Origin of the sequence: uncultured Paraglaciecola sp. (assembly GCF_913058035.1) — a bacterium.
Taxonomy (GTDB): domain Bacteria; phylum Pseudomonadota; class Gammaproteobacteria; order Enterobacterales; family Alteromonadaceae; genus Paraglaciecola.
Genome location: NZ_CAJXPA010000040.1, coordinates 21,602 through 31,497, shown reverse-complemented (window position 1 = coordinate 31,497; position 9,896 = coordinate 21,602). Strand labels below are relative to the sequence as shown.

Genomic DNA, 9,896 nt, shown 5'->3' with positions numbered 1-9,896 from the left:
TTTGCTCTGTATGGGTATTTTATTTTTTTCAAAAAAGCGAATATAAAAAGGAAATTAATTGGAGCTTAACTACGCATCCATCCATCCATCATAAATAATCTAACTTTTTCGCTCTGATAGATGTTATCGAAATCTCTTATTAATAAAATATATACTGCAGCAGTAGATGGCGCTCAATGACGTGCTGGAAATTTTTTCAATCCTTAGCATCACTACTATTTAGTTAGTGTTGAGCAGGTACCCTCGGAGAATACCTGCCCTTAGAGCGATGTTAGGCAAAGACCAGTCCACCTAACATAACAAACATATTAATCTAAATGATAATGATTATCAATAGCATTTTTAGATATATTACAAAATCAAAACGCGTTTCGATATATTCAGATAGTAAAACTATTTTGTAGTCCTGTTTGCCCTTGCGATTTCTGAAAAGTCGACATCTTTATAGGTATAACTTTGCTCTTTAGAAAGGTTCTTTCCATAAGTGTTAAGCCAGTCTCTGTGTATTGCTAACTCCGTATGCGCTGGAGGAATAATATTGAATGTCACAGTGTATTTGTCATCAATACTGCCAGGAAGCGTTATATTTCGGGCATAATGAAAGTTATCGACCAAGTTAATATGTGGTACTACATCTATAAAAGTGCTTAATCCTGTTTTTTGATTAATCACCCGAGAGGTAATATGTAGGTATGGGACAAATCCACCACTGGGCGTACCTTGGGGTGTATTTTTAGTATCCCAGTTTGCTCTTGCCTCAATATGAACATGTGTCTCATGTTCTTTAAGATGCAGTAATCCAGCAGGTTGCACATGATCTTTAATTGCACCTTCAAAGATAAATACCAGTCCCGGCTCTAAGCGTTCTTCACCGATTACAAGTTCTAGTGCCATACTGTTGGCAGCCCAAAGTATGCTCATAAGGGTTAATAGTTTTTTCATTGTAGTGTCTCCAATTTAAGGTGTTTTAAGTTAGTTTACGTATCATCATTTTTCGATAAAAGCTTGTTCGATAACATAATGCCCCTGAGTTCTTGATGTGGCTCTTTGTCGCCTAAGATATTTATTAATGTGTTCAAAATTCCACCGTTATCACAAATCATAAAACGCTCCACTGGAGGATCTAGATATGGGAAATTAAGTTATTTGAATTTCCTCATCTGAATGTTTTGTATCTAAAATATTTACACATAAATACAAATAAATACACAGCAAACAAATAATAATGATTATCATTTGTAATAAAGTTCTGCATAGATATATATTAAAAACCTCGATTTTTAATAAGTGAAAGGACAAACGAATAGCATGATAGGTGAACCAGATACTCAAAAGCTTTCAGAAAACGAGCATCTATTGATGAGTAAAGGAGTGAGGATCACCAAACCTCGCTTATTGATATTGGAGCTATTACAACAATCATGCACACAACATTTTAATGCAGAAGAGCTTTATAGATTATTGCTTTCTAAGGGTGGAAAAGTGGGTCACGCTAGCATTCACAGGGTACTCACTGAATTTTGTGCAGCTGGCATTGCGGTTAGGCACAATTTTTCTCCCAACAGAATGATTTACGAATTATCGTCACAAAACGACCACGATCATATGGTTGATGTTCATACGGGCCCAGTTCCAAGGAAGCCGGTCGATTATTCAGCCCTTAGTTTTTATGCATCATGGTGAAAATAACTTGCATGCCTTCAGCGCCTCACAGTCGCAGTGGTAAAAAATGCAACGATACAGTCAAAGATAACCTACTTTGTGTCAGTTGCCCTAGAGGCTCACATCTTAGCTTTTGGGACACCACAACCCGTACTTTTATTGACCAGCAAATATTCAGCGATGTGTCAGGCCTCGCTTAATCGCTTGGCAATATATTAACGTCTAGCGGTAAAGGATTACTTAAAACCCTAAACCACAATCAACCTGTAACAGGAACAGCCAGTATTGATACGTTAGCGTTAAAGTTTGATAATCATATGACTATGATTGATGCGGGTTAAAAATTTTGGTGTTGATATCATAAGGTGAATGATAGGTACCTAACTTGCTCCCTACACAAACTACAATTCAACTCAATTTGGCAGGCAACAGTGTGACAATTTTAGATACGAATCTTTGTTTTAATGAAGCTAACGTTTACTACTTAATAACTTGACTCTCGAGTTGTTAATCTATGCTGTTTTATACAGTAAGCGACGCACACTCAGAAGGAATAAAAGCCATATCATGAACGTAACAAACTCGAATATTAAAAGTTAAACGTATACTGTGTAGCTCTAATGCTTCGACTCCAAAGAGGTCATTGTGTTTAAACAGATAATGCACCGACTAATTTAATTGAGTTAAATAACACCGAACGTTGAAAATCAGCTGCATTGGAATTTTAAGTTAGGTATTAATCAAAGATTAATATCACGCTAATGCACTTTGAACAGAATCTATTAACTCTGATGGGCTAAATGGCTTAGTTAAGTAATTATCTGCACCCGCTCGAATTCCATCTTTAAAATCTGTCATTTGTTTTTTGGCAGTCAGAAGCATTACATATGGAATTTTTTCGCTACCGTCTTGCTTTAGATTGTTACACACCTGAAAGCCATCAATTTCACCCGGCATCATTACATCTAAAATCACCAAGTCTGGTTTGATCAATTTTGCTAATTCTAGCGCTCGCTGTCCATTTTTTGCTTCATGTAACTCATAATCATCACATTCAAGTGTCATGCGTACTAATTTTCGTAATTCAGCTTGGTCGTCAACAATCAATATTATTTTCTGATTCATAATTATTTTCTCTGTATATTAATTTAAACAATAGGTAATCAGTCAGTTACTATCAATGCCTTCCCTTATTACTTAAAAATTCTACATCTCTTCCACTTAGAATTAGATAATAGTGCATGACTGAAATAGATAAAAAACGAACAGCTGAGTATAAACCCCTCACTTTTCCAACAGACATAAACCAACATACGCTTATAAACAGTTACTATAAAAATTTTTACTATAACAATAGCTGTCAGATTTACACATTAAAGAAAATAGGTAAATGACAATAAGTCAGTGATGCACTAATTGGTCTCGACCAATCAAGTACATACACAACTATAGCGCAATACGAACCAACTGGGTTATCGTTTTGAACCAGCCTAAATTCTGAATCGTGGATAACAAATAAATGATGAGCATACGCATAAAATAACAATTCAAATAATACCGCTAATAGCAGCTAAATTACTTTCTAAATGAACGTCTGAGCAGATATCAGGATAATGACATAAAAAAAATGGGAACACTAACCACGAAGGCCATTACATCTATATCTGGGTTTACAAACAGCATAAACGGAGATGTTAGCTTTAATAAAACCTTGCCTTAACTTTTATTGATGCTGCTGAGTTCCAGTTGAAAGTTGGCAAAGCTTAAATAATCATAAAACGCCATCTATACTCTCTTGGATAACAAAACACAATTCCAGAATACTTGTACTTTGGGATTGTCACAAACTAACAAATAACGTTAATTATCAGTGACCTATTTAATGCGTTTGATAATTTTTTGTACCTTGGGTGATTAACCACTACTACCTGACATTTTCTGGATTTAAAAAGTGTCCAGGTTACTCACAATGGCAAAAATGGGTGTCATACTGGCACCCACTACTTTATAAAATCGTAGCATTAACAGGACTCTATTGCTCGTTAAGCTTAGGACAAGCTAACTTTTCACGGGGCGGATAAGGATATGATGCTGTGTAGGTCGAAAATTTCTTACTGCACCAAAAACCACCTACAAATTTATTAACTAAGCTTGGTCAATGCTCTGCGTTGCCTCGTGCAATATGCTATTTACATTTAGATGCAGTTAACATGAATTCATGTACTAAAAAATGTGAATTGGGAAACTACTTTAGTTTAGGAGCTTAAAAATCGTCACCCAAAATTGCCCTAATTTCTTCTTTAACACTGTTGGTATGAATTACTTTTTCTCGTATTAACCGGCTTAGCTGCGAATAGTCAGCGGCCGTAAGCTAAGGTTTATCAATCAACTCTTGTATCAGGTACATAATGCGTTGGAAACTTAAGCATGCTATCTGTGCAACAATGGGCTTATAAATTTTGCATAAGATATCACAGTGCGCTACTGCTCAGAGTATTACAAATCTATTGTCAAATGCGTTGAGTAAGTCAGAAATCATAAGTGTTTCTTGTTGGGGTTATACCGTTTTTTATCACTACTTTTGTGAGCAGAAATACGCCAATACTAAGTAGTGAAAATAGCGACACGTAATAGACCGAATGTAAAAATCGTTGCTCCATTAGCTTTGCTTATGACCAGGATAAGAGAATAAATAAAAACTAGGGCTAAGTAGGAGGGAAAATATTACATATTGGGTAACAAGTTTCATGGTCATTCCCCATTATAGTTAAATTAAAGGGTGAAATTTTTCAGCAGTGATTGATTTGACTGCTTCGTGGTTAAACTGTTGAGTTGGCAACAATCGTTTTTTGAGAGAATACTGTGATGTAAGTGTCTAAATTTAAATAAGGTAATATTGGCTCTGCACTTACCTCATAGTAATGCTTAGTCTTACTCCTCAGATTGCTCGTTTGCAATAAAGCATTAATAATATTGTATGCTTTAGCTAGCTCGTTTTCACTTAAGGCATGTTCATATTGTTAGCCATAGTATTCAGCTAAATTATTAACACTAGTATGTAGCGCGGCATTGGCCACTTTTCCTGAATTGACTATATTGGTAGGCACCATCGCTTCACAAATCGCAATTTCATAACGCTCAATAGATTGCATAATGTGATGTTTTGCGAGACTAGGTTGTAATGGACCGATAGTTAACACTCCAAGCATGGTAAAGATAACTCAATTATGATGGCTTGCTGGGCGTTGCTGCGAAAAAGAATTAATCGAAGTTAAGTCCTATTATATTTAATTTACACACAATAATGTTCAATACAAAATCTATCGCTTCTATACCGCACGTATTTATCCTTTCAAATACACACAAATATCAAAATCAGTAGTGAACTGCTGTAAGTTGTCCACTAGATTCTGTTTTTTCTCTGCAGTTGCCGACCAATAATAAGGTGTCATCATCAACAAGTTCTCCCTTTGCTGAGGTTCAGTTAACTGAATGACAAAACTTACATTTAACTGCTGCGCTAGGACAAACCCATCAGGGATAACTTGAGCCACTTTGTGTTCGGTGGGTTTGTCGTATAATGCCTGCTTAAATTCAAATAAATGATGAGCTGCTGGATTGACTGTTATCCATATTCCGCTGGACTTTAATACTCGATGAACCTCGCGTTCACTGCTGGGTGCGAATATTTGCAATACTGCGTCCTGGCTGTTGTTTGCTAATGGTAATTGAAAAGTACTGGCCACAGCAAAGTGGTTTTCAGGGTACTTTTTAGCGGCTTTTTGTACTGCAAATTTAGAAATATCCAGCCCACTAAATTCAATTTTAACCTTGTCTTGGTTACAAAGCTGGCTCACTTGGCTCATGTAATAACCCTCGCCACAGCCGGCATCAAAAAAATTCACCTCACCATGCTCTGTCACTGTTGCAAGGTGTTGATTGAAAATTTTAGAAATTGAGTCTGCCAAGGGCTGATAAAACCCTTGTTCTAAGAAAGCACGGCGCCCATTAACCATTTTTTTATTATCGCCAGGCTGCTTGCTATTTTTATTCTGGACTAGGAGTAAATTTACATAGCCTTCCTTTGCTACATCATAACTATGACCATTTGAACAAGCCCATACCTTATTACTGAGTAACAACATATTTGAACAAGAGGGGCATATCCATGATGACATAAGACTATTATCGTCCTTTTTTGAGTTGGTTATAGATCAAGTTATAGCTCAGGCTAAAATTGTAACATCATCATAGACTTGTTGGCTTCTTTGTTATTAACTTGGTCTTAAATCTATCTCAACCAAGACTCAGGAAGCCAATAATGCGTGTACCCTTTTTCCTATTTTTGCTGATATTCGTTCAACAAGTATTAGCTACTCCCGGTTATTACCGTTACCCAGCGTTGCACAATCACACGGTAGTTTTTACCGCTGAAGGTGATTTATGGAAAATAAGATTAGACGAAAAATATGCGCAACGCTTGACGACTCACCCCGCTGAAGAAAAAGAGTCGAGTATTTCTCCTGATGGTAATTGGGTGGCTTTTGTAGCCAATTACTCAGGTACTCCAGAAGTGCATGTTATACCTATTCAAGGTGGCTTAGCAAAACGTGTAACATTTGAAAACGTCAATGTAAAAGTGCACGGTTGGACCGATGATTCAAAAGTACTTTACAGCTACAACGGTCGAGTAGGACCAACCGGAAATTGGACACTTAAACGTGTTGACCCTACTACCCTTATTGCTACTACCATCCCCTTAGCGGATGCAGTAGAAGGTTCTATAGCATCGGATGGAAAGACTCTATACTTTACGCAGTTTGGTTTGCAAATATCTAATGACAATGCCCGTAATTATCAAGGTGGCGCAAAAGGTGAATTATGGAAATTCACACTAGGTTCAAATAAAGAAGCGACGCGACTTACCAGTAAACACCAGGGTTCAGCACGAACACCCATGCCGTATGAAGAGCGTTTATATTTTGTTAGCAATCAAAGTGGTAGCGACAATATCTGGTCAATGAAATTGAATGGTAAAAACCAAAAACAGCATACGCAACATCAAGATTGGGAAGTCAGAAACGCTCGTTTAAACAGTCATAAAATTGCCTATCAACTAGGTGCAGATATCATAATATTCGATTTATCCAGTCAACAAAGCACCGTCGTAGATATCGCTCTCACCTCAGATTTTCCAGCTTTGAGGGAGCACTGGGTTAATAAACCTTTAAAGAACCTAACCTCAGCAAAACAAGCGGGTAATGCTAAGAAAGTGGTATTAACCGCCCGAGGTCGAGTAGCGATTGCCACGACTAATGGGTCAAGGTTAGTCGAGGTTGCTACACCTGAAAATTCACGTACGCGTAAGGCTATATTAAGCTACGACGAAAAATCAGTTTTTGCTATAAATGACAGTACGGGTGAATTAGAAATATGGCAGTACCCTGCAGATGGTTCAAAAGGCGCCAAACAATTAACCTTTGATGGCTCCATATTTCGTTGGGATCTTTACTTGTCACCAGATGGTAAGTCAATCGCTCACGATGATAAAAACGGTGATTTATGGCTGTTAGATCTAGACAGCAAAAAAAATGAAATGATTTTATCAAATAACGTGGGGACTTTTCCTATTGCCTCTTTGTCTTGGTCAAACAATAGCCAACTTATCGCGATTACCCATGCAGGAGCAAAAGCAGAACGGAGCCAAGTAATGCTTATTGATACTTTAACAAACAAATACCAGGCACTCACCAGTGATAAGTATGCGTCATTCTCGCCAGTATTTTCCTACGATTCACGTTGGTTATATTTCTTATCTGAACGTCACTTTGATAGCTTCCCCAACTCGCCCTGGGGAGACAGAAATATGGGCGCTAGTTTTGATAGAAAAACATTAATTTTTGCTATTGCTCTAAAAGAAGATGCCAAATTTCCATTCGAACAACCCACTGAGCTTCATGGGCTAAAGGATGCTGACAATAACAAAGACAAAAATGCCAACAAAGATAACAGCGATGCTAAAAGTGAGTCCGATACATCGCAAGAAACCAATACCGAAAATCTGCCAAAAGTAACCATAGATTGGCAAAATATGACGGAAAGATTGTGGCAGGTACCTGTTTCATCTGGTAACTATTCAAAAATGTTAGCTAACAAAAATTTCTTGTATGTATTGGACAAAGTCACTGAACCTGATACCCAAGCAGAGCTAAAATCGATAGCCATAGAACCCAAAAGCAAATCCGAAACGTTTTTAGGATCAGTGCAATCTTTTAGTTTGTCTAACGATGGACAGACATTATTTTTGCAAAAAACGGGTAACAAAAAAGAGATGTATTTGATATCCGCTGGCGCTTCATTTTCCAGCACAGCAAAAGACGTTACAGTGAATACGTCAGACTGGAAGTTATACCTTAATCCTCAACAACAGTGGCAGCAAATTTTTCATGACACGTGGTTGATGCATCGTGATTCGTTATTCGATGAAAATATGCGCGGATTAGATTGGCCAGCAGTCAAACAGAAGTATCAACCGTTGTTAGCGCGTTTGACCGATCGTCATGAACTAAACGATATATTCAAACAAATGATGGGCGAATTGAATACATTGCACTCCCAAGTTCGTGGAGGAGACTTGCCCAGTCAGAATAACGCACCTAAAGCTGCAACTTTGGGTGCGCAATATTCACACACTACACAAGGTGTGAAAATTGAACATATCTATACCAATGACCCCGAACTAATCAGCCGCCTTTCACCGCTTGCAAGGCCAGGGGTTAACGCTCAAGTGGGTGATATTATTAGTGCTATTAACGGTCAAATTGTACAAAGCATACCAGACATAACTAAAGCGCTTCAAAATCAAGCGGGCAAGCAAGTATTACTTGATCTTAAAAGAGCAGACGAACAGATAAGCACTGTGGTAAAACCTGGCTCTACCAGAGATGATTATTACCATCGTTATTATGATTGGGTGACTCAAAACCAACAAAAGGTACATCAAACTGATGAAGAATTGGGTTATTTGCACCTACGCGCAATGGGCGCTGCTGATGTGGCCACTTTTGCTAAAGAATTTTATGCACAATATAAAAAGCAGGGCCTGATCATAGACGTTAGACGCAACAATGGAGGCAATGTCGATAGCTGGATACTAGAAAAGTTGCTTAAAAGGGCTTGGTCGTTTTGGCAAGTGCGTGGCGGTGACTCATTTACCAACATGCAACAAACCTTTAGAGGGCATTTAGTGGTGCTTGCAGATCAGTTTACTTATTCAGACGGAGAGACCTTCACAGCTGGTATTAAAGCCTTAAAACTAGGCTCAGTCATAGGTAAACAAACAGCAGGCGCAGGTGTTTGGTTAACCGGTCGTAATAGACAAACAGATGGAGGCATAGCCCGAGTAGCCGAACTTCCTGTGTATGCGATGGATGGCCGCTGGATAACAGAAGGTAAAGGTATATCCCCTGATATCGAAGTAGACAACTTACCTCATGCCACGTTTAATGGTGAAGATGCGCAACTACAAGCAGCGATTAAGTTACTCAAAAAGAAGATGCAAGAAAATCCAGTTCAACCTATGAAAACACTTCCCTTTCCTAAGGTCAGTGTATCGGCTGATGATATTATTCATTAGGTATTGTTACAGTCAAAGTTAATATTAACGTTCAAGGTGACGTTAACTGAAAGGGTAAGCTGATGGTGCATACATTTTGGTATTGGTATTGGTATTGATTTTGATATTGGTATTGATAATCATGTGTTCCAATAGCTATGCCAATTAGTGCAAAATTGACCAAGTAAAGTAACAAATTTTGGGCTCTGGCAGCCCTGAACTTGATGGGCGGCGTAATTCTTGTGGATATCTAATATGGCATAATAATAAAGCCCGAGTACTCATCGATGCAGGATCAGTCACAAGTGTTAAATATGGTAAAAGTGAGGCGGTTTTTAAGGACCTACAAGACGTTTTATTTATTCACTCACTCGCATGTTGATCACAGTACTGACTTATCCTCTTTTGTTAAAGGTGGCTATTTTACGTCAAGAAACGCTAACCTCCCACTTTATGGCCCAGCTGCAAACGACCTGAAGCCATCAACTAGCAATTATCTGCACAACTTAATGAGTGATAAAAGTTAATGGGTGATAAAAGTGCTTTTTTCCACTTAAATGATTATGTTAACGAACGATGGAGACCGATATATTGCTAGCAAGCAATATATCGGTCTTGT

The 9,896-nt window shown here is 38.0% G+C and carries 6 protein-coding genes and 1 pseudogene; 2 read left to right on the top strand and 5 right to left on the bottom strand.

Translation table 11 applies throughout. The features are described from left to right. Nucleotides 1-393: 393 nt before the first annotated feature. Entirely contained in the window at nt 394-942 is a 549-nt protein-coding gene (locus QZ562_RS07465; RefSeq protein WP_293758803.1) for an iron transporter, read from the bottom strand. A 366-nt stretch (nt 943-1,308) separates the two neighbouring features. Between QZ562_RS07465 and QZ562_RS07460 the strand changes: the two genes are divergently transcribed. Further along, on the top strand, nt 1,309-1,683 hold the full coding sequence (locus QZ562_RS07460) for a transcriptional repressor (RefSeq protein ID WP_293758801.1): 375 nt from the start codon (nt 1,309-1,311) through the stop codon (nt 1,681-1,683). Between the two features lie 732 nt (nt 1,684-2,415). Here the strand turns inward: QZ562_RS07460 and QZ562_RS07455 are convergent. The 4 genes and pseudogenes from QZ562_RS07455 to QZ562_RS07440 all read right to left on the bottom strand — a co-directional run bounded on the left by QZ562_RS07455 (nt 2,416) and on the right by QZ562_RS07440 (nt 5,840). Next, the gene (locus tag QZ562_RS07455) at nt 2,416-2,787 is read right to left on the bottom strand and encodes a response regulator (RefSeq protein ID WP_293758799.1); all 372 of its coding nucleotides are present in this window, start codon (nt 2,785-2,787) and stop codon (nt 2,416-2,418) included. Between the two features lie 1,246 nt (nt 2,788-4,033). Then, nucleotides 4,034-4,138, bottom strand: a pseudogene (locus QZ562_RS07450) (superoxide dismutase [Ni]); the annotation flags it as partial. A 544-nt stretch (nt 4,139-4,682) separates the two neighbouring features. Continuing rightward, nucleotides 4,683-4,871, bottom strand: coding sequence for a hypothetical protein (locus tag QZ562_RS07445; RefSeq protein ID WP_293758798.1), 189 nt, complete (start codon nt 4,869-4,871; stop codon nt 4,683-4,685). A 135-nt stretch (nt 4,872-5,006) separates the two neighbouring features. Continuing rightward, on the bottom strand, nt 5,007-5,840 hold the full coding sequence (locus tag QZ562_RS07440) for a putative RNA methyltransferase (RefSeq protein ID WP_293758797.1): 834 nt from the start codon (nt 5,838-5,840) through the stop codon (nt 5,007-5,009). A gap of 143 nt (nt 5,841-5,983) precedes the next feature. Here QZ562_RS07440 and QZ562_RS07435 point away from each other — a divergent pair, with 143 nt between their 5' ends. Then, nucleotides 5,984-9,298, top strand: coding sequence for a S41 family peptidase (locus QZ562_RS07435; RefSeq protein WP_293758796.1), 3,315 nt, complete (start codon nt 5,984-5,986; stop codon nt 9,296-9,298). Nucleotides 9,299-9,896: the final 598 nt, after the last annotated feature.